This window comes from Candidatus Tisiphia endosymbiont of Temnostethus pusillus, from assembly GCF_964264675.1.
Lineage (GTDB): Bacteria > Pseudomonadota > Alphaproteobacteria > Rickettsiales > Rickettsiaceae > Tisiphia.
Genome location: NZ_OZ183472.1, coordinates 1,270,036 through 1,290,932, shown reverse-complemented (window position 1 = coordinate 1,290,932; position 20,897 = coordinate 1,270,036). Strand labels below are relative to the sequence as shown.

Genomic DNA, 20,897 nt, shown 5'->3' with positions numbered 1-20,897 from the left:
TTATCTCTACTATTACAGGCATTGACAAGGATTTTATTATTTTTTCAAAATAATTCTTGATCTTAAGTAAGAAATATAAATTAAACAATGTAGGATTACTATGAGTAATAATTTTTTAAATGAAATAAAACACATTATAGTTTTAATGATGGAAAATCGTTCTTTTGATCATATGTTAGGTTTTCTCTATACTGATCAAGGAAATAAATCTCCTAGTGGTCAAGCATTTGAAGGATTAACTGGTAATGAGTTTAACTATGATACAAAAGGTAATAAAGTAAATGTATTTAAAATTACTCCTGACCGTAATCAATGGCATACTATGCCTGGATCTGATCCGGGAGAAGGATATTGGCATACAAATGTACAATTATTTGGTAAATCTTCTACTAAGAATATAAATATCAACAATAGTGGCTTTGTTAAGGATTTTGGTGTTGCTATCTTAGAATCTGCAGTAGATGGCTATTCGCATATAGCTGGAACAGTTGAAGCAAATATTATGGGCATGTTTACCCCTGAAACTCTACCAGTTATCTCTACTCTTGCAACAAAATATGTAGTTTTTGATCATTGGTTTGCTTCTGCTCCATCTCAGACCTTTCCTAATAGGAACTTTGCTTGTGCTGGTACTACTAACGGTTATTTAGATAATACCAAGTTTATACTTAATGCTCCTACTATTTTTGGATTATTATCAAAGAATAACATTAGTTGGAGTATATACGGGTATGATTCTGATTATCCACTTGCAAGATCCATGTATCCTGATACTAAAAGTGCTTCACCAGATCATTTTGGAGTTTTTGAAGATTTTCAACAAGCTGTTAATAATGGGACTTTAGCATCTTATGTATGGTTGGAACCAGATCTAGGTTTTGGAAAATCAGCTAATGATCAGCATCCTGGTACTTTTGATGTATCTCGAGGAGAAAAATTAATGTATGATGTTTATTATACGCTACGTAATAGCCCAATTTGGAATGATACTTTATTAATCATCACATATGATGAACATGGCGGGTGTTATGATCATGTAGCTCCACCAAATAATGCTACTCCTCCAGATCATTATATAGGTTATAATGCGGAATTTAATTTTTATTTTAACAGATTTGGAGTGCGAGTACCAACTATTGCCATTTCTCCTAGAATTCAACCTGGTACAGTATGTCGAGCTAAAGGAAATATACCATTTGATCATACTAGCATTTTAAAAACTATTCAAAAAAGATGGAACTTACCGTCGTTAACAAAGCGTGATGCTGATGCAGAAGATATTGGTGATATACTGTCTTTAGAGATTCCACGTACAGATGATGCTCTTGCTGGTATTACTCCACTTGTTTCTCAGGACTATTCTGATAATTTACCTGATGTACCTTACGATCTGCAAGTTACACTAGCTCAATCTTTACATTCTGAGTTAATATCTAATCAAGATTTGAAGCTTAATGGTTACTCTAAATTAGGATTAAAAACTAAAGATGATTATAAGCAATATATACAAAAATGTCTTAAGTTGTTAGTAGAACAAGAAAAATCTAAAATATCAAATTAAAAATAAAACGGTTCACATCAGTTGTAAATGTTAGAAAAATTAGGTATAGTCAAAAAAGATATAGCTATGTCATAGTTAGCGTTAATTTCTTTGCAAGCATGAGCAAAGGTTTTTGACTTAAAATGTCCATAAAACAACTAGACTATTAGGATTTACTATTTAAAGAATCTAAGCGATTTAAAGTATCATACAAAGTAGAACCTCTAATGCCAGATTTTCTACAGATAGAAGTTTGGTTTTGCCAACTTTTAAAGTTTATGTTATTACAAATGCACAGCAGTTTGTTTGGTGCTTATAACTTCAATTTTCACGAATCAAATAATATCAAGTCTGAGCATGCTCCTAAGTTACTTACATCACTTGTACAAACAGCCTTTGTATCCTTAATTATATCAGTTAATTTTAAATATCTACAAACCTTAACTAGTACATCCGTAGGCATCTCGAATCCTTCTTCAAAAACACATTTTGTCTGTACTACGTTAGTAATCTGAAAATAAGAATCACTAATACGATTATTTAGTTTTACCAATAAATTATTAATATCACTTGTATTATCAATTTCACTAGCTTTTAGTCCTTGTTTTATATAATGTATAAATAATAAATTTTCTCTCACCTCTTGATATTGTTGCAAAATATTTCTATGTGAAGTATTTAATGACAGTGTTTCATCAACTATAATAGGAATAACACATGCAGATAGTTCGTCAAGTGCTTGTCTATAATCAACAAAATTTTGATTGTTACTACTATTAACTAAATCTAGAACAGATATATTATTATTGTTTTTTATATCAATATTAGCTCCTTTGTTTAGCAAAATCTTAAATATCTCAATATTATCTCTCATTACTGCAATGTGTGCCGCAGTATTGCCATTTTCGTCTACTAAATCAATATTAACTCCTTTATTTAATAGATGTTGTACTAAATTTCCATAGTACACAGCTATATGTATCAGAGAAGAGGAATAATTAAATGGACCACCTTTATATTTGCATAAAGAATTAACCTCTTGGTGCTGTTTCTCCAATAAAATATCTAATAATTCAGGACAGTCATTATGTATTGCCTTAGATAATAAGAGATCAGAAAAGTCAACCGCATAAAAATATCCATCCATCTTATCCTTATGTTCTAACAAGTACTCCAGTATTTGATATTGTTCTTCTCTTATTGCAACATCTATTGGATATTCATTATGATATGCAACATTAACATTATCATCATGTTTTATTAGCATCTTTACAATATCAATCTTACCCTTTGTTATCATAACATGTAATAAGGGCGTTGCGTTGCACTCTGCATTTCTTGGGTTAGCATTTTTTTCTTCTAACAAAAATTTTACAATCTCATTGTGATCATTCACTACTGCTGTAACTAATAAATGTGTGAGGTCATCATGAGCTTTGTAATCAAACAACAACTTCACTATATTTAAATGACCATGATATATTGCTGATTCCAACGGTGTTTTTTGCCTATTATCTTTAGTATTAGGGTTAGCTTGGTGTTGTAACAGAAACTTAACCATGTTAATATTACCATCAGATGATGCTATGTGTAATTCAGTTCGTCCACTATAATTTATAGCATTAATATCAATATTAGTAATCTTGGGTAATAACAATTGTACTATTTGAGTATTATCATTTTTTACTGCTTTAAATAATTCTTCTTTAGTTACTGTTTGCAATTTTGTTAATAATAATTCTACTATCTCAGTAGAATTATTAGATATTGCTGTATACAAGGGAGAATTGTGTAAGAACGCAATATTAACATCAGCACCACCATTTAATAATAACTCTACTATTTCATTACTATTTGATTTTACTGCTATATGTAATGAAGTCTCCCCAGAAGTTCTTTTAGCGTTAACATCAGCACCAATATTTAATAATAACTTTACTATTGATTTTTGGTTATTCTGTGTTGCTACATGTAATAAAGTGTTACCTGAAGAATTTCTAGCATTAACATCAATGTAGTACCCTAATAATAATTCTACTATTTCTACATTACCTTGCTTTATTGCTGTATCTAATATACTCCTTACAATATTATGATCAATATTACGTCCTAAACATACATTTAGTGCATGAGTATCATTCTTTTGTATAAGTTTATACAATATCATAGAATCTATAAAGTCATGATTTAAAGATGGTTCTTGCACAGAAGATGCTCTAGAGCTTATACTTACCAGCTCTGACAGTGATGTATCTACAATAGGAATACTAGAAGGTACACTTTTTTGGGTAACAACTTTCTTTGGTACAACAGATACTCCAGAAGGGGTGCTTATCTGTCTTGAAAATGTTGATGGTATATGCTCTACAGATAATCTATCTACAAATGATTGTTTGAAATCAGAAAATATGTGACTCTCTTGATTTTGGTTGTCAGTTAGATTCTTAAGTAAAGCTAGTTGACATTTTGACAAATCTAAATTTTCTAGATTTTGTTCGTTGTTACTAACAATTTCTATACATTGTGTTTTATCTTCTGCCTGAATTGCATTTAACAACTGTTCTCTTAGAGATGGTTTTTTTTCTCCACTAATAAGACGCTTCAATTTTTTATACATATCTTTCTATATCCTCATTCCTTACAGACCATTTAAAAGCAGGGGCAAAACTAAATTTGAATTAGAAAACTACGCCAAATCATTGGCGTTATATCTTTAAGATGTACTTTAAATTGCTAAATCTTAGTATTGTCAGACATATAAAAGCAATTTATCAGTTACATCAAATACGATAAAATATGTTTCAGGTGTTATAGATTCATTTTGTAATATATTTTTATAAAAAGCTAGGCATATTTTTAGCAAAATTTAGCTTTGCCCCTGATTTTGAATGGTCTCCTAAAAAATGGTCGTTTTTAAGAGGTGCTAAGAATATAGTTTATGACATAATCTATAAATTTATTGCGTAATTTATCTAAATGACATATAGTAATAAATGATAAAGTGACCTAAACAAGTATTTGGTATAGAATATGGAAAAATTAATAACAAATATGGATCAACATGGCAGAGTATTGATTCCATCAGAAATAAGAGAAAGGCTTAATATACAACCGGGTGATAAAGTTAATCTAGAAGTTTATGAAAATGAGGTGAAGATAATTAATGCTAACCAAATAATAGATGAGATGCATGCAATCTTTACAAAAAACCAAAATAATAGAAAAGATTCAGTGCTAGATGATTTTATAAACAGAAAGCATGAAGAATACCAAATAGAAGAAAATAGAAGTGTAAAAAATGGCTAAAAAAATAGTGTTTGATTCTTCTGCTCTTATAATGCTATTTGCAAAAGAACTTGGATATGAATCCATAAGGCAGCATATGAAATATGCAATAATCTCAAGTGTAAATATTGCGGAAGTATACAAGTACTGTATTGAAGTACAAAATTTAACAGAAGACGACTGTAGAAACCTGATAAAGCTTTCCGGTATCAAAATTATAGATTTTTGCGAAGAACAAGCATTAATAACAGCAAAAATAATCAAAAAGACAAAACAGTATGGTCTATCCTTAGGAGATAGGGGGTGTATTGCTTTAGCAATGTTTAAAAATTACCCTATACTTACTTGTGATAAGATATGGCAAAAAGTTGACCTTGATATTGAATTCATAATGGCAAGGTAATGACTGATATTTTGGGATATGCACGTGTATCAACGCAACAACAAGACTTAGATTCTCAGAGACACCGTCTTAAAAAAGCGGGAGCTATTAAAATATTTGAAGATGTTATCAGTGGTAGAATATTTGAACGTCCGGGATTGGAGGAATTAATTGCTTATGCTAGACCCAATGATTTACTTTGTATAGTACGACTCGATCGTTTGGGATGCAGTTTAAAAGAATTGCTTGAAACAGTAGAGTATCTTAAGAAAAATAAGATTGGTTTGATGTCTCTTGAAGAAAAGATTGATACCTCTTCTGCTGCTGGAGAACTTGTATTCCATGTATTCGGTGCTATTGCCCATTTTGAGACGACTAATTTCAGAACGCACTAAGGAAGGAATCAATGCTGCACGTTTAAAAGGTAAAACTCCCGGGCGTCCTAACTTAGATAAAGAAAAACTTGATGCAGCATTAAGATTAATTAAAACCGGAATATCCCCTACTAACGCTGCAAAACAATTACAAATGGGGCGGTCTACAATATATCGTGAATTAAAATATACTCAATAGGGCTATCGGTAATGGTTGGATAGATTTTGTGGAAACTCGTTCTCTTTTCATTCTTGTAGTTGTCACTTTATCGTTTTGATGCTATTATATTTCCTATAATAGTTCTAACTTTTACTATTTTTTGACAGCAAAAGTTCCGCCTCCAATCATTATGAGAACTAAATACTAGGACGCACAGTGATAGATACAAATCAAATTATAAAAAACAATACTATACTAGAAAGCAAGTTGTCAAAGAAACTCCTTGATAATATTATAGCTCATATTGAATCAGCTAAATCTCATGTGGCAAGTTATACCAATTCGGCATTGGTACTCCTTTAAACTTGAGTTTAACAAAAAATGAGTATTTTGTAAACGATACTATGCTGCTTACAGACCGAAAATTTTGTTAAAATTAGGCGTTTTTCAGTTAATTTGACGGTGTCGTTAAAACTTATATTATATTTTTATATGTTTCTTTGTAAAAAAATATTATAAAAATAGCTAAAATAGCTAGGAAGGTTAAATAATAAGACATCGCTAATCTATCTCCTGTAACCTGATATATCCAAGCACCAATCATAGGGACTGTCCCTCCAAATATTGCTGCACTTATGTTGCATGATAGTGCTACTCCTGTAAAACGAACACTAGTTGGAAATAGTTCTACTAGAATCGTTGGTATTGCACCCATATGAAATGCTACTATTACAGCAAATAAAATTTGTGCTGTAGTTGCAAGATAATAAGATTTAGTATTTATCATGAGAAAAATTGGGTAGGTGAGTATTATAAGTGCTAGGCAACTGAAAAGAATTACAGGTTTGCGTCCTATCTTATCTGAGATGTAGGCAGTAATAGGAAAAGTAATGATCATGGTAACTAAAGTTAAGCTTCCTAATGTTGAGCATTCAGCTTGGCTATATCCAAGGGTTAACATGTAGTTTGGAATGAAAATAGTTGCAGCATAGAAAGGTGCTGTAACATTAATATAAAGACCTATTGCTAACCAAAGTTTTTTCTTATAGTTTAATAGTAGTTCTCGCAAAGGGTATTGTAAGACTAGTCCACAATCTCTTACCTTGGCATATATTGGGGTTTCTGATATGCTATTTCTTATGTACATTCCTATCATACCAACAAAAAAACTACTAATAAAAGGTAATCGCCACCCAAAAGACCATAAATCTTCTTTTGATAACAAGGAACTGAGTAAATAAGCAATTATTATCCCTAACAACATCCCTAAGCATTGACTAATATATACAATACTTCCAATTATACCCCTGTTATTTGCTGGTGCATGTTCTGTAAGGTAAATAACGCAACCACTAAATTCCCCACCTAATGAAAATCCCTGAACTAATCGTACTAGAGTTAAAATTATTGGAGCAACTAAACCAATTGAATTATAACTGGGTAGTAATCCTATTATGGTAGTAGGAACTACCATTGTCAAAATACCTATAACCAAGGAAATACGTCTCCCAAATTTGTCACCAATATTACCAAAAATAATTCCTCCAAGAGGTCTTACCACAAACCCAGCTGCAAATATTGCAAAAGTCAGTATTTCACTAATAGAGCTATCTGGCAAAAATTTTTGTTTAAGTATATAAGCAAACTGAGCATATAAAATAAAATCATACCATTCCAATGCATTGCCAATCATACAGGTCAAAACAATTTTTTTCATAAAAACCTATTTTGTAGACACAGGAATAATACTATTTGGAATGTAATGTAGGAAACCACTATTAATTGCTTTTTCTATAAGTTGAGATTTATTACTGCACCCTAACTTTAATTTGATTATCGCAAAGTATGATTCCACAGTACGTACTGACAGGTTTAATATAGTGGCGATTTCTTTCATGGATTTACCACGTAACAATAAAAATACACATTCTTGTTGTTTTTTGCTTAAAGGAAGAGGAGAATGCTCCTGATTTAAAATATAAATTATAGGTTTATCCTGCGAATTTATAAATTTTTTATCAAATTGATTTAATGCTAGATACCAATTAAACATATTAGTGTTAGATATGTCCATAACTTGACCAAATATTCCAGTGATTTTCCCATCTTCTTGTTGTATGGGGATCTTATGACTCATTAAGGTTTTCCAGCCAGATGAATAATTGCAAATATATAAGCTTAATATCGCCTTAGTAGTATCGATAACTTTCTGATCAAGGGTTATAAATTGCTCAGCTGCTTTTACGGCTTCACAAGGTATGTCAAAATCTGTTAAATCAACGCAGTGGTCTGGACTCTTCCAACCCAGTAGTAGAGCATAATCTTTACTAATAACGGAATACTTAGAATTGATGTCTTTAGCGATAACAAAGCCAGGTACATTTACTATAGAAGCAAATTCAGATTTTAAATCGTTTTGTTTAGTACAAATGATTGATGTATTTTGTACTGAGCTTTTATCTTGGACAGGCTTCAACATAATTTGTTACACGAATATTTTGTTGTTATAATTAGCTGGATACTTAGTTGGACACCTCTACACTATAAACTATTTTTTCAATATTACCATTATATCCTAGTTCTCCTATAATAATCTTGGAGGCTTTACATACCATATTTTCTTTGAAAGAAACTGCTACTCTCTTTGCAGTATCCTGTAATTCAAGCCTTGGTGGGGTATTGGTAAAACAACGTCATATGAGGATTATATAACTCCAAAACTCCACTAACACCATAATTATCGACTTGTTCACGTTGAACATTTGACATATCTTTATAAACATCTTTAGAGCGAGCTAACGGATGTTTGTGGAAAGGGCTAGCTAAATGAACGATTGATGCGTGTAATTCTTGAAGATATTTATTTTTTTCTGCCCCTAAGTCTACCCACCTATCTGCAGTAGAGTAAATTTTACTAAAGTTTAAGGTAAAAGGTTGGAGTTTTAGTCCTTTAATTTTGTTATATATTTGTTGTATATCTTTTGTTTCATATGCTCCGTGATATTAAGGTAACATGCCAATAATTTTTAACATTAGTTAAATGACTTAATATTTTTGCAATATCCTGATTTAGTTTTTCAGCTACTCTTACACATTTTTCTTCTAGTAATATAACAATCCCGTATTCTTTTATATTATTATTCTTTCCTGCTGCTAATGTCCCACTACTATAAGCAAATACAAACCAAACTATAACAAAAAAGAAGAATGACTTTTTAATTACACTCCTAACAGTTGCATGTGACATAGAGCATTTTCCTAATAAATCCTGTATTTGAAATTCCATAATTTATATCTCAAAACCATTTTTTTTATTATCGGATAAATAACTTTATACATAAATAATATGTAAAGAATCAACTTATATCAATACCGTAAAAAATACCGTGGTAATTAACACGTTAGTAAGTTATAATAATATTTTTTTGAATATTAAGTAAAGTAATAAATAGGATTTACTAAATGATTAAAATAAATATTTATAGCAGCAATCAATCAGCCGACCTTATCTAGGCTTACAACAGGCTATGCAGACAAACATAACATTAGCAAATAAAGGAAGTAGAACATGAATTACCAAATATTAGCCTTGGTCATTGGAGTATTTAGCCTAATCATTGGACAGATATTATTAATACTACTCTCGGTCAAATGGCTTAATCAAATCAGATCAACCTGTAGTGACATCAAGGTTATTTGCAATAATTTTTCTAACGTCTACATCAAAGCACAAGATGAAATAGTAGCTCTATATCAAAAGAGCACAGATCTAGCTAATAGTACAGTTAAGAAAGAACATCATATATTACATGCTACCTTTCAGTTAGAAGACATAAATGTCAATCTTAAAACACTACTTGACGAGTGTAAAGCATTTGCTAGCTCTAGCAATACTACGCCACAGACCAAGGAACAAAAATAATTCTTCTTGGAATGAAAATTTATGTTAAGTTATTATTTTTTTATTGACTTCCATTACGGATGCTGAGGTTATTATTAGCTCCAGTAATTTATCTTTTTTGAATCATACGAATATTTTCTATATCAGTGATAGTAACCACAGCAGAACGAAAAATTTTAAACCAAGCATTGGCTTAGCTCGTTTCTTGATAAAGCGGTGCTCTTGTTCAGCTATATTATTCAGATATACTCTTCTGCTCCTACGAACTGAATTACCAAAGAAAAAAAGCAAGAAAAATCCTTTAACTAAAAATGATAAAAAGAATAATCGTAGGTTAGCAGGAGAAAGAGTTGTGAATGAAAACGTTATTGGTATGCTAAAACGGTTCAAAATTATTGCTGACAAATATCGAAATAGACGTAAAAGATTCGGTCTTAGATTTAATTTGCTCTCTGACATTTATAATTTTGAACTACGTTAACCAGTTTTAAAAGAGGTCTATTATATATTCTCCATTTATTTTGGGTTTACTTGCAGTATACTCCTATTATTAATAATAGGAGTATAGATTGATAATAATGGATTAATCTTCATTTAAAAATTACCCGCTAGATGGGTCATTTTTCAACGCACATTAATCCATTTACCGGGTCATTATTGCACACTTTTTAACAATCGTGACCTGACAACTTTTGATTGTAGCATTTAAGCTCTTTATTCTATACAAAAATAATATTGGTTTCATTTAATCTTGTATAGTTTCTCAGTTATTAATTGTGACTTTTAAATTACCATGGTTCTGTGGGGAAAAAACTTTCTTCGCCTGATAAAGGTAACACCAGGTTATTGTCAGAAGAGTCCTCATGATTAATATCAGAACGCTGCTCTATAATAGCTTTTTCCTCTAGTTCTGGTATAAAAGTAGAGGTAAGCCATGTAAAGAAATCTAGCTCTGCTTTTCTAAAAAATAATTCTGTTAATACTGATATTTGACTAGTAAACTGTTTTTGAGTATCAAGAGACGATCGTTCTAATAATGATCGCAACTTGCAAAAATCTATTGGATCAATGTACGGTTCTGCTAACAATTTTGGGCATTTAATTAAAATCTCTTCAGGTCCTAACCCGCTGTTTTTTAATGCTTGAAATTGGTTTTTATTGTACTTGCTATTTACCTCTCTTAACAAACTGATTCCAATGACTGCTCTATTTTAACCACACTAAACCCTAGTCGTGTTGCCTGTTTTTGCAGATTTTTTACCATTGTTTCTTGGTATTGTTTTTCGTACGTTTCAATTCCCTGTTCGACGTAGTCTTGACCATATTTTAATAATCGATAAAACATACATGCCAACTTCCTTGCTGTTGCTGTAATAGCTTTTGGTGTACCAGCTCTACTTTTTATCCTTCTGTAAAATCCTGCTAGTGCTGATTTACCTCTACCTAGATTAAGAGCTGCCATCCTGAATGCCATACTTGCTTTATTTTCTACCTTTTTTGTTCTCGTATCAAATACTTTACCACCGGTAATTTTATTAGCAGGACTTAAGCCAAGCCAAGATGTAAAATGTTTCTCTGTACTCCATTTGTCCATATCTAACCCCACTTCCGATACTATCGTTTGTACACTTAGCTCACTTAGCCCTGGAATTGCAGTAAAATCTGCTCCTGCTGCGTTATATAGTGATTGTTGTAAATCAAACTTTGGAGAATTTTTGTTCTTGCGTTGCTTATTTGTTACATCACCATCACCACATTTATCAAACTCTTTGTAACAGCTTTCTATTGCTTCGTCACACTCCTTGATTTGTTTTAGGTAAAATTCATAAATATCTAATTCTTGCTTTAATACTACAAGATGCTCTTTGCGATAATCTCCCTCCAAAGCTTTGATAATAGTCTTTTTATCACTTTTTATACGACTATCCCTAAATGTGACTAATTTATTTGCATCCCTTTCACCAGCAATAATTGCTTTTATTATACTCATTCCTGTAACACCTGTTATATCACTAATCACATGATGTAATTGGATATTCATTTCATTCAGTGCTTTCTGCATACGGTTTACATGGGTTGCAGCATTCTTTGTTAATCTGTCTCTTTGTCTAGTAAGAGTTCTTAATTCACATATCTGATCTTTTGGACGAAATGAACCACTTAACAATCCATAGCTATGAAGTTGTTGTAACCACTGACAATCAGCTACATCTGTTTTACGTCCAGGTACGTTTTTCACATGCCTAGCATTCACCAATATAACTTCAAAGCCAGTAGTCTCTAAAATCTGAAATACAGGTATCCAATATATCCCTGTTGATTCCATAGCTATCGTCTTAACTCCACATTTTTTTAACCAATCTGCCATTTCTCTTAAATCACTGGTAAAAGCAGCAAATTTTCGTACATTCTTTTCATCCCTATCAGCTGGTACACAAACATAATGTTCTCTAGAACCAATATCAATACCTGCCGCATCAGGATTAATTACAGATAGTTTCTGTTTATCATTCTTTTTATTTGTCATATCATCTCCTACACTAAGAATTAGACCGAGCTAATTTTAAGTTGGAGTATTGAATGAAAAAATTAATCTCTTAAACGAGGTCTCTTACGTATCATAAACACATAATGCCATCAATGATATTACCAACAACTCCAAAACCATGCTATCTTACGGGCTGCCTTAAAGCTGCACCATTGTGGTGGTCGGTTATAGCTCTTTACCAACTCGGCTAACTGTAACTTTAACACACAATAATCGCAAACACTATACCTTGTTGTTGATGGCTTACCACCAAAGTTTGTTTATGTTTTTACAAATGTGCAGCAGTTTGTTTGGTGCTATCTCTTAACAAACTGATTCCAATGACTGCTCTATTTTAACCACACTAAACCCTAGTCGTGTTGCCTGTTTTTGCAGATTTTTTACCATTGTTTCTTGGTATTGTTTTTCGTACGTTTCAATTCCCTGTTCGACGTAGTCTTGACCATATTTTAATAATCGATAAAACATACATGCCAACTTCCTTGCTGTTGCTGTAATAGCTTTTGGTGTACCAGCTCTACTTTTTATCCTTCTGTAAAATCCTGCTAGTGCTGATTTACCTCTACCTAGATTAAGAGCTGCCATCCTGAATGCCATACTTGCTTTATTTTCTACCTTTTTTGTTCTCGTATCAAATACTTTACCACCGGTAATTTTATTAGCAGGACTTAAGCCAAGCCAAGATGTAAAATGTTTCTCTGTACTCCATTTGTCCATATCTAACCCCACTTCCGATACTATCGTTTGTACACTTAGCTCACTTAGCCCTGGAATTGCAGTAAAATCTGCTCCTGCTGCGTTATATAGTGATTGTTGTAAATCAAACTTTGGAGAATTTTTGTTCTTGCGTTGCTTATTTGTTACATCACCATCACCACATTTATCAAACTCTTTGTAACAGCTTTCTATTGCTTCGTCACACTCCTTGATTTGTTTTAGGTAAAATTCATAAATATCTAATTCTTGCTTTAATACTACAAGATGCTCTTTGCGATAATCTCCCTCCAAAGCTTTGATAATAGTCTTTTTATCACTTTTTATACGACTATCCCTAAATGTGACTAATTTATTTGCATCCCTTTCACCAGCAATAATTGCTTTTATTATACTCATTCCTGTAACACCTGTTATATCACTAATCACATGATGTAATTGGATATTCATTTCATTCAGTGCTTTCTGCATACGGTTTACATGGGTTGCAGCATTCTTTGTTAATCTGTCTCTTTGTCTAGTAAGAGTTCTTAATTCACATATCTGATCTTTTGGACGAAATGAACCACTTAACAATCCATAGCTATGAAGTTGTTGTAACCACTGACAATCAGCTACATCTGTTTTACGTCCAGGTACGTTTTTCACATGCCTAGCATTCACCAATATAACTTCAAAGCCAGTAGTCTCTAAAATCTGAAATACAGGTATCCAATATATCCCTGTTGATTCCATAGCTATCGTCTTAACTCCACATTTTTTTAACCAATCTGCCATTTCTCTTAAATCACTGGTAAAAGCAGCAAATTTTCGTACATTCTTTTCATCCCTATCAGCTGGTACACAAACATAATGTTCTCTAGAACCAATATCAATACCTGCCGCATCAGGATTAATTACAGATAGTTTCTGTTTATCATTCTTTTTATTTGTCATATCATCTCCTACACTAAGAATTAGACCGAGCTAATTTTAAGTTGGAGTATTGAATGAAAAAATTAATCTCTTAAACGAGGTCTCTTACGTATCATAAACACATAATGCCATCAATGATATTACCAACAACTCCAAAACCATGCTATCTTACGGGCTGCCTTAAAGCTGCACCATTGTGGTGGTCGGTTATAGCTCTTTACCAACTCGGCTAACTGTAACTTTAACACACAATAATCGCAAACACTATACCTTGTTGTTGATGGCTTACCACCAAAGTTTGTTTATGTTTTTACAAATGTGCAGCAGTTTGTTTGGTGCTATCTTGAAACATGGATTTATATTTTCATTATTATCCAGGTATCTTTTTACTGTACTTAATTCTACCGAATTATTGTCTAGTTCTTGCAAAATCAAGTCGCGTAAGTTATAGCTTTCTAAATCTTTCGGATATAGTCTGATATAATCCAACAAACCATTTTCTTTTTGCGATAAATAACTTATATATATTTCATGGAACTCTTTAAGCTCGCATTCGCGTGATAAAACCTTATTGGACTTAAATACTTCCGCACATTTAGGAATATCTTCCAGGTTATTCTTTAAATGTTCAATTAAAATATTACGAAAATAATGACTCTGTATGGAATATGGATGATCAATAGCATACTTTACCAAATCATCTATATTGTGTTCTTGGGTTTTAAATAGTAGAGTTTGAAGATGATCCGCAAGCTGCTCATCATTATTTATTTGAGGTATTTGGCATAATAATAACAAATCTTCAAGATTATTTGTTTCTTCAGAATTATTTGTTATATAGTTTTTTAAATCTTTTTTAACAGTAGCACTGAGTATTGAATTTGGACGTTTTGTAATATATTCTACTAATTGATCAGACGGAACTTCAGACATATTATATATATATTCTTCACTCCAATCTTTAACAATATTATTGTTGATTAAAATTTCTTTAATTGCTTGTTGTATTATTGGTGAAAATTCTCTTGGAGTCCATTCTATAAGATCTCGTAACAGGATTGTGAGATCGTCGTCTAGTAGTTTAGAATTGTGAGTTAAGTAATTTATTAGGCCTAACCCTTGTTCTTCAAGCCAATAGGCTAATTCTGATTTGTAAATATTACACCATAGGTTTTTTATATATTTCTTTTGGAATTCTTTTATCTTACTATCTTCTTGAGCTTTAATGCTTTCTAAATTTTGTAGTGAGGTGAGCTCCTTTAAATAATGTATTAATATACTTTTTTCATTATGTTTTGTAACGCCTCCATTACGTCCTTCACAAGAACGTTCTAATATACCAGTGATTATTTTTTTAACATAATTTACTTCATTCTGATCTTGTAATAATACTTCAAACTCAGATGATTCATTGTCTGATTTTGGGTACTGTAGTATTTTTATTTTTGAAAGTACATCTAGACTGAATGCACTAAACAAGGCTGTTTCATCCCAACGGTTCTTGTAAGCATTCATCCCTGTTATAGTAAATTTTAATGTAGTAGCTTTAGTATCGATATTGTATACCGCTGATACTGAGGCAGAATGATTATCTAAGACAATATTGTAATTTTTTGTATATTTTTCTTTAGCTATATAAGAACTAGATACTTTAGTAGTATAGCCAAAGTTACTTATAGACAATAGTTCTTCATGTATATGTTTCAGTAGATTTGGAGAATCTATATTATCATGCCATTTTGTTGCTTTACTGCTTAAGTCTATTAATACTTGATGAAGTAAGGTAAAAACATCTACTAAGGTTGTGCATAACTTTAATACATTTTGTAGCTCTGACCCACTACTAATCATAGCTATATTAACATTAAATTTATTTGATGGAGAGAGATCTGATGAGTTGTATTCTTTTGAACCGTGCAACATTTTTCTTATATGCATCATAATCAATTTCAAATCATCTGAATTAGTATTGACGATCCATTTGTAACTTTTTGCCACCTCAAACATGTCCTGTAGCATTTGCTTAAAATTAGATACTTGTTGGTTCTTGTCCTGATATATTGAGGATGTTGACATAGATTTTATGCTCAGGTCTAAAACATTCACAAAATCATTCATTTGTTTTGCAAGTATAAGATTCATTATAGAATCCTTAGAATCCTCATGTCTTGGCAATAGCTCTTCAATCTTTTCTCTTGTAGACTTAAAGTATTCATATATAGTGTCAAATTTACTTGGATCGCGGAAATCAACGACTTTTTCTTTCATTTCTTGGATCAAACTATTAATTTTTTCTATACTGTTAGTATTGTTTTCAACAATATGAGCTAACTTTGACCATAGATTTTTTAAAAGCTTTCTAGAATTTGTCTCTACCTTATAACTATCAACAAATTCAGTATTACACCATGCTCCAGGAATATCTAGGATTGTTATTTCTTTTACCAGTGTTCCAAGAGCTTGTAAAAAAATTTCTTTATCTTTAGCCAAGTCTATACAAAATTTTAGCCAATGTTCCTTATCATTATCGGTTATAAAAAATTTTGCTAATTTAGTTACTTCGTTAAAATAAGCTTTTTGATTAGTAGATAAATTTAATCCCAAACCTTCTAGAATTTTTGCAGTTTCTCGTTGATGGTGAGTTGTGGTTAAGTCTTGTAGCAAAGAACTAGATAATACATCATTATCACCTAATGTTGTGATAATTAGCCCTTGGAATTTTTGATGAATGTTTAAATAGTTTGTTATAAGATATTGTTGTTCTGCATTTGATGTTTTTGCATTCTTGGTGCTATTAATAGACATAATTAATTCAGCACTGGATAGTGATATCTGTATAAACAATTCTTGAGAGATCAATCCTTTGTTCTTCAATTTATAAGCAGTATTAAATATTTCTTGAACCTCGTTAATATTTGCTGATGTTGGGTTACTTAAACAGTCTAGCTTTTCAAGAATTTCTGCGTATGTACCAGCACTTTTTGTAGTGTTGTTTTTAAAAATTAATGTCTTCAATAATTGAAATAAGTTAGTTGAAGCTTGTTGTGCAAGGCTCTCATCCGGGCTGTTTGACATTACCACTAGATCACCTAGTTTATCATTATCAGTGTTAATAACATCATCATTAGTAGTGTCAACATGCTTAAGCTTATACGAATATGGGCTTACATGAGGTGATAAAGTAGAAGAAAAGATACCAGGTACTATAAACCCGTCCTTTTGTAGATTCTTGTATGTAAGTGTTTCATATGCTCTTGGTAATTGAACAATATATTTATGCTGTGGATCTACAACTAGTGGCTTCCCTACATTCAACTCTTGTACTAGCTCCTTAACCTTATCGAGATCCTTAATTCTAATTACTGGTATTCCCTTGAAAGCAAATTCTCCTGCTTCATGAGAATTAGGTGAAGCGTCATTTCGTATAATAACAGCCTTAACCTCATTAGCTGAAGAAAGATATGCACCTAAAGCCTCATTTATATTGTTGAAAACTAAAATTTCTTTAGCTTCTTTAATTAATTGACAATTATTGATATCCTGTGTGATTGTGCTACCCTTTAGTATTTTACCACCATCTTCAGCAATTTCTATTAGAAATTCTGGACTTAATGCTGAGGGCTGTTGTAGGGTGCGATCTCCATCAGGTTTTGATCGTACTTGCACTATAGATATTTTGTTATCTTTAGGATCATAAACAAATTCTACATCCACTTCCATACCACTATATTTTTCTTTGACAAACTGTGCAAATTTGTGCAAATATAATGAAACTGGCGCAGGTAAACTATCAGCATATTTTGTATTATTAGTATTAGTTATTGTGTCTAAAGACAGTTTTCCATTGTTAATTTTAGCTTGTAATCGATAATCTTGAGGACTCTTTGTTGGATAGACCATATTGTTTTCAGTAATATAAAAACTGTGTGAAGGACCTTTGCTATTTACAACATATTCTCCATGACCAAAAGCTGCATTAATCGTAGTAGTACCACGACCACTATACGCTACTCCCGAAACAACAATAGATTCATCTTCTTCATGAATCATCAATTGGGCTAATAAAGGTACAAATGGCAATTTTGTAATATCATCACCAGCTTTTAACCGCTGTGATAGAGATTTTTCATCAAAATAACCTGCTATTACATCAGCAATAGGTTGATTTATTTCACTAAAAACAGAGCTAGATATAGAGCTTATGTTTCCACCTGGGTTTGCAAATTCCTCTGAATCTTCGCGCCCTGTACTTCTGAACATTACATAAGAGTTTGGTCCTAAATCTGATATAAAACTATTTAATCCATCCAAATTTATAGTGTTTTCAGAGAAACATTGTTTAATACTGTCCTTAATATCCTGTAGAGTTTGTTTAGCGTTATCGTCTATAGTCTCCTTGTTAGACTGTTTGTTAAAAAATTCAACAAACTTTGACCAGTTTTGTTCAATATCTACGTTATGAGATTTCAAATAATTAAATATTGTATCATGTGAAAATTTCAGAAATTCTGGTATTTGAATTTTTATACCAAAACTGTCATTATTATCAGCTTGTATTAAGAATTCTGGAAGTAATTTCTCTTTTAAATACATTAAGTTAGCAGCTTTGTTTCCATACATAATAGCTGCTTTCTTCACTTCATTAGGATATTGAGGGATTGTTTTACTTAAAGAAACTCCACTATTTTGGATATCTTTCAATGTTGTTTTAGTCATAAATCACGCCTGTTTCATAAATTTATTACGTTGTTCTTATAAAAATCTTATTAACTAATTATTTGCCATAGACAACCTTATAGATTTTATTTATAAAATAAATAACCGTTTGCAACGGTTGTTTTGCTTCTAGCCAGGATTATACTAACTTAAATTTGGATTGCAAGTATTATTTTCTACGATGTCGATAACATTCTAAAATCTGAAGTTTTGACAAAATCCTATAACTAGTTAGAAGAAATGGCAATTATCAGAGGTGCTAAAATCAATTACTTAACCTGAGTTCGCTATAAGTGTAGAAGGATTATATAAAGATATAAGGGTTGAGGTGTGTCAATAAGCGTTGAAAAATGACCCACCTAAGAAGTGGGAAAAGTAGTACGTCATTAATCCATTTAACGGGTCATTATTGCACGCTTTTTAACAGCCTTGAATTATTGCAACAAGGCAAAACAACAAGCAGAAAAACTACATCTTGAACAAGAACTAAATCACATTCATCATAAGGAGAAAACTATTAAATTTTGTTATAGAAAAGTTAATTAAGTTTTACTATAGCTATTTAGCCCCGAACTATAACAATAATAGACTTCTTTCGAAACTCGCTTGTGCGCAAGGGTGTGAAGGAGACGCTTCACCTCGAACCGCAGCGGACTCTAATTCCGTTACGGATTCGAGTGCCGCATCATTGTTCAAATCACCAGCAGAAGTAGAGTTTCGAAGGAGGTCTATTGAATTAGGTGATACAAACTTTGTGTCATACCTGCGAAAGCAGGTATTTGGATTCCCGCTGCGGCTAGGAATAATGACAACTTACAATCGTTATGTTCTTTATCACCCAATCCTATGGGCTCAACTATATTTCCTCAAGGTTATTTAGCTAGCCAGTCATTACTAGAGGAAATAGGGATAGCTTCATAATTATTAGCAGTTACTTCTTTGCTTATCGACTTACTCTTCTTTTGACTTTTCTATTTCTTTTTTTAACTGTTTTATTTTTTCAATGGTTAGTTTTGTATATTTAACTATTTTTTCTATTGGCTCATTATCAATTAACATTTCTTTTGCTGTATCTATTTTTTCTTCAATTTTACCTCTAGCTTCACCTCTAGCCTCAGCATCTACAATTTTCTGCTGTTCTACCGCTAAATTATCAAGACGAGCTTTGGTCATTTGCTCATAGGTGTTAAGTTCTGCCTCTGACCAGCTAGCTTGGTCTACTGCCTCAAAGGCTCTTCTAATAATTTCATCCTTACCTATTAAATGCTCTATTTCTGTTAATGTTAATTTACTATCTCCTGCATGCTTTAAAAAATACATCCACTTTTCTTCAATAGTCTTTAGCTCATCTATAGTTTTCTTAAATTTTTCAAGCTCTAAAAAAACAAAGTAAAAATCTTTTAAATCATGGGCATAGCTCTCTGTATCTAAAAGACGATGTTCTGATTTCCAATGTTTTTTATCTTCAAACATCACAAAATCAGCTATAGCTAAAAATATTACTCCTTTTAATTTAGCGTATACTGCCAGTTTCTTGTGTTTCTCATCTTCCTCAATTCTTTGCTGAGAATATGCTTTAGCTGCATAATATTGGGCTCTTTTTTCAAATCCTGGATGCTTACTTACCTGCATCTCTACTATGAATTGATTACCGTGTTGATCTTTACATAACACATCAACAATAGACTTTCTGTAAATAGCAATATCAGGGTCTTGGATAGTTGGTAAAAACGTCACCTCAATTATTTGCTCATTTTCTTTACACTTAAGAACATCGTTTAAAAAATGTACAAGTATATCTTTGTTCTTTTCCGTACCAAAGATTTTACGAAAACAAAAATCATTTTTAGGATCAAGAAACTTTGATAAAAACATATAACATAACCTCTTAATTGTTACTAAATATCGTTATTACTTATCTAATTCATTAGTATTTTTAGCACCATCGATATTATTAACTCCATCATCTTCTGAAACCTGCGAGCATATATATAGGAACAATGCCCGATGTCCTTCCAAAAAGGCAGTGTACTCACTTTCTTGCCGAACAAAATTGCTGCGATATATGCCACTCATTTGAGCTAAATCCTCTAATATTATTTTACCATCTTCTTCACTAAAAAGCTTGCAATAAATTGATTTTAATTGCTCTTTTGTTAGAAAGGAGTATACAGCAAATTGAATCTTTTATAGTATCAATCATATTATAAATTAATAGATACCCTTGGGACTAGATAGAGTGTCAGAAAATGAACAACCAGCCACCTACTTTACTTTAAATTGGGAATTTCTTAATTACATTTTCATATTCTTTATGAGCGTCGGATATTGATAATTTTAGATATATTTCTAAAAACCACCT

Annotated in this window: 17 protein-coding genes and 2 pseudogenes; 8 read left to right on the top strand and 11 right to left on the bottom strand. The window is 31.7% G+C overall.

Annotated features, from left to right (window positions below; translation table 11 throughout):
* Positions 1-100: 100 nt before the first annotated feature.
* Positions 101-1,561 (top strand): alkaline phosphatase family protein, encoded by a 1,461-nt coding sequence (locus ACFEL2_RS05830; RefSeq protein WP_375331746.1) that lies wholly within the window; start codon positions 101-103, stop codon positions 1,559-1,561.
* A gap of 307 nt (positions 1,562-1,868) precedes the next feature.
* Here the strand turns inward: ACFEL2_RS05830 and ACFEL2_RS05825 are convergent, their stop codons facing one another.
* Positions 1,869-4,157 (bottom strand): ankyrin repeat domain-containing protein, encoded by a 2,289-nt coding sequence (locus ACFEL2_RS05825; RefSeq protein ID WP_375331745.1) that lies wholly within the window; start codon positions 4,155-4,157, stop codon positions 1,869-1,871.
* 413 nt (positions 4,158-4,570) lie between these two features.
* Here ACFEL2_RS05825 and ACFEL2_RS05820 point away from each other — a divergent pair, with 413 nt between their 5' ends.
* The 5 genes from ACFEL2_RS05820 to ACFEL2_RS05800 all read left to right on the top strand — a co-directional run bounded on the left by ACFEL2_RS05820 (position 4,571) and on the right by ACFEL2_RS05800 (position 6,104).
* Positions 4,571-4,846 carry an AbrB/MazE/SpoVT family DNA-binding domain-containing protein gene (locus tag ACFEL2_RS05820; protein WP_341747762.1) on the top strand — a complete coding sequence of 92 codons (276 nt, stop codon included), beginning with the start codon at positions 4,571-4,573 and terminating at the stop codon, positions 4,844-4,846.
* Complete coding sequence (locus ACFEL2_RS05815) at positions 4,839-5,228, top strand: type II toxin-antitoxin system VapC family toxin (RefSeq protein WP_341747761.1); 390 nt, start codon at positions 4,839-4,841, stop codon at positions 5,226-5,228. The genes ACFEL2_RS05820 and ACFEL2_RS05815 overlap by 8 nt, the downstream gene beginning before the upstream one ends.
* On the top strand, positions 5,228-5,602 hold the full coding sequence (locus tag ACFEL2_RS05810) for a recombinase family protein (protein WP_341751924.1): 375 nt from the start codon (positions 5,228-5,230) through the stop codon (positions 5,600-5,602). The genes ACFEL2_RS05815 and ACFEL2_RS05810 overlap by 1 nt, the downstream gene beginning before the upstream one ends.
* Positions 5,574-5,780 (top strand): helix-turn-helix domain-containing protein, encoded by a 207-nt coding sequence (locus ACFEL2_RS05805; protein WP_375331744.1) that lies wholly within the window; start codon positions 5,574-5,576, stop codon positions 5,778-5,780. The genes ACFEL2_RS05810 and ACFEL2_RS05805 overlap by 29 nt, the downstream gene beginning before the upstream one ends.
* A gap of 177 nt (positions 5,781-5,957) precedes the next feature.
* Positions 5,958-6,104: a hypothetical protein gene (locus ACFEL2_RS05800; RefSeq protein ID WP_341747759.1), complete on the top strand. Its 147-nt coding sequence runs from the start codon at positions 5,958-5,960 to the stop codon at positions 6,102-6,104.
* Between the two features lie 112 nt (positions 6,105-6,216).
* On the opposite strand, the gene ACFEL2_RS05795 is transcribed toward ACFEL2_RS05800, so the two are convergent.
* From ACFEL2_RS05795 to ACFEL2_RS05785, 3 genes are all read right to left on the bottom strand, one after another.
* Complete coding sequence (locus ACFEL2_RS05795; RefSeq protein ID WP_341755694.1) at positions 6,217-7,458, bottom strand: MFS transporter; 1,242 nt, start codon at positions 7,456-7,458, stop codon at positions 6,217-6,219.
* Positions 7,459-7,464: 6 nt separating this feature from the next.
* Positions 7,465-8,220: a LuxR C-terminal-related transcriptional regulator gene (locus ACFEL2_RS05790; protein ID WP_341755693.1), complete on the bottom strand. Its 756-nt coding sequence runs from the start codon at positions 8,218-8,220 to the stop codon at positions 7,465-7,467.
* Between the two features lie 507 nt (positions 8,221-8,727).
* Complete coding sequence (locus tag ACFEL2_RS05785) at positions 8,728-9,027, bottom strand: hypothetical protein (RefSeq protein ID WP_375331743.1); 300 nt, start codon at positions 9,025-9,027, stop codon at positions 8,728-8,730.
* Between the two features lie 282 nt (positions 9,028-9,309).
* Between ACFEL2_RS05785 and ACFEL2_RS05780 the strand changes: the two genes are divergently transcribed.
* Positions 9,310-9,663, top strand: coding sequence for a hypothetical protein (locus tag ACFEL2_RS05780; RefSeq protein WP_375331742.1), 354 nt, complete (start codon positions 9,310-9,312; stop codon positions 9,661-9,663).
* A 94-nt stretch (positions 9,664-9,757) separates the two neighbouring features.
* Here the strand turns inward: ACFEL2_RS05780 and ACFEL2_RS05775 are convergent.
* Positions 9,758-9,888: pseudogene (locus tag ACFEL2_RS05775) on the bottom strand (DDE-type integrase/transposase/recombinase); the annotation flags it as partial.
* A 25-nt stretch (positions 9,889-9,913) separates the two neighbouring features.
* Here ACFEL2_RS05775 and ACFEL2_RS05770 point away from each other — a divergent pair.
* Positions 9,914-10,123 (top strand): annotated as a pseudogene (locus tag ACFEL2_RS05770) (transposase family protein); the annotation flags it as partial.
* Between the two features lie 307 nt (positions 10,124-10,430).
* Here the strand turns inward: ACFEL2_RS05770 and ACFEL2_RS05765 are convergent.
* The 6 genes from ACFEL2_RS05765 to ACFEL2_RS05740 all read right to left on the bottom strand — a co-directional run bounded on the left by ACFEL2_RS05765 (position 10,431) and on the right by ACFEL2_RS05740 (position 20,611).
* The gene (locus ACFEL2_RS05765) at positions 10,431-10,829 is read right to left on the bottom strand and encodes a hypothetical protein (protein ID WP_375331741.1); all 399 of its coding nucleotides are present in this window, start codon (positions 10,827-10,829) and stop codon (positions 10,431-10,433) included.
* Positions 10,823-12,169 carry an IS110 family transposase gene (locus tag ACFEL2_RS05760; protein ID WP_375331740.1) on the bottom strand — a complete coding sequence of 449 codons (1,347 nt, stop codon included), beginning with the start codon at positions 12,167-12,169 and terminating at the stop codon, positions 10,823-10,825. The genes ACFEL2_RS05765 and ACFEL2_RS05760 overlap by 7 nt, the downstream gene beginning before the upstream one ends.
* A 324-nt stretch (positions 12,170-12,493) precedes the next feature.
* The gene (locus ACFEL2_RS05755; protein ID WP_375331740.1) at positions 12,494-13,840 is read right to left on the bottom strand and encodes an IS110 family transposase; all 1,347 of its coding nucleotides are present in this window, start codon (positions 13,838-13,840) and stop codon (positions 12,494-12,496) included.
* A 264-nt stretch (positions 13,841-14,104) separates the two neighbouring features.
* Positions 14,105-18,535 carry a PEP/pyruvate-binding domain-containing protein gene (locus ACFEL2_RS05750; RefSeq protein WP_375331739.1) on the bottom strand — a complete coding sequence of 1,477 codons (4,431 nt, stop codon included), beginning with the start codon at positions 18,533-18,535 and terminating at the stop codon, positions 14,105-14,107.
* 951 nt (positions 18,536-19,486) lie between these two features.
* Positions 19,487-20,410, bottom strand: coding sequence for an Rpn family recombination-promoting nuclease/putative transposase (locus ACFEL2_RS05745; RefSeq protein WP_341751932.1), 924 nt, complete (start codon positions 20,408-20,410; stop codon positions 19,487-19,489).
* 36 nt (positions 20,411-20,446) lie between these two features.
* Entirely contained in the window at positions 20,447-20,611 is a 165-nt protein-coding gene (locus ACFEL2_RS05740) for a hypothetical protein (RefSeq protein ID WP_375331738.1), read from the bottom strand.
* Positions 20,612-20,897: the final 286 nt, after the last annotated feature.